This window comes from Aeromicrobium phragmitis, from assembly GCF_003674095.1.
Classification (GTDB): Bacteria; Actinomycetota; Actinomycetes; order Propionibacteriales; family Nocardioidaceae; genus Aeromicrobium; species Aeromicrobium phragmitis.
In genome coordinates this window covers 1-292 of record NZ_RDBF01000294.1, presented here as the reverse complement: position 1 = coordinate 292, position 292 = coordinate 1, and the positions used below count along the sequence as shown (strand labels likewise).

The window sequence follows — 292 nt, the reverse complement described above, 5'->3', positions numbered from 1 at the left end:
GGCCGAGCGCGACGTCATCGAGAACGTCCGACTGCGGTGGCCCGGCGCCACGCTCCACGTCCGGCACGCCCTCATGCAGGGCGGTCAATGCGCCGGACAGGTCATCACCGAGCTCCGCCTCCTCGACGACCACGACGACGTGGACGTCATCGTCATCGCGCGCGACGGCGGTAGCGTCGAGGACCTCCTTCCGTTCTCCGACGAGGCCCTCATCCGCGCGGTCCACGCCGCCACCACACCTGTAGTCAGTGCGATCGGGCACGAGCCCGACACCCCGATCCTCGACCTCGTC

The 292-nt window shown here is 69.9% G+C and carries 1 protein-coding gene; it reads left to right on the top strand.

Annotated features, from left to right (window positions below; genetic code table 11):
• On the top strand, nucleotides 1-292 hold a 292-nt coding region (locus D9V41_RS17415; protein WP_279432370.1), incomplete at both ends, for an exodeoxyribonuclease VII large subunit.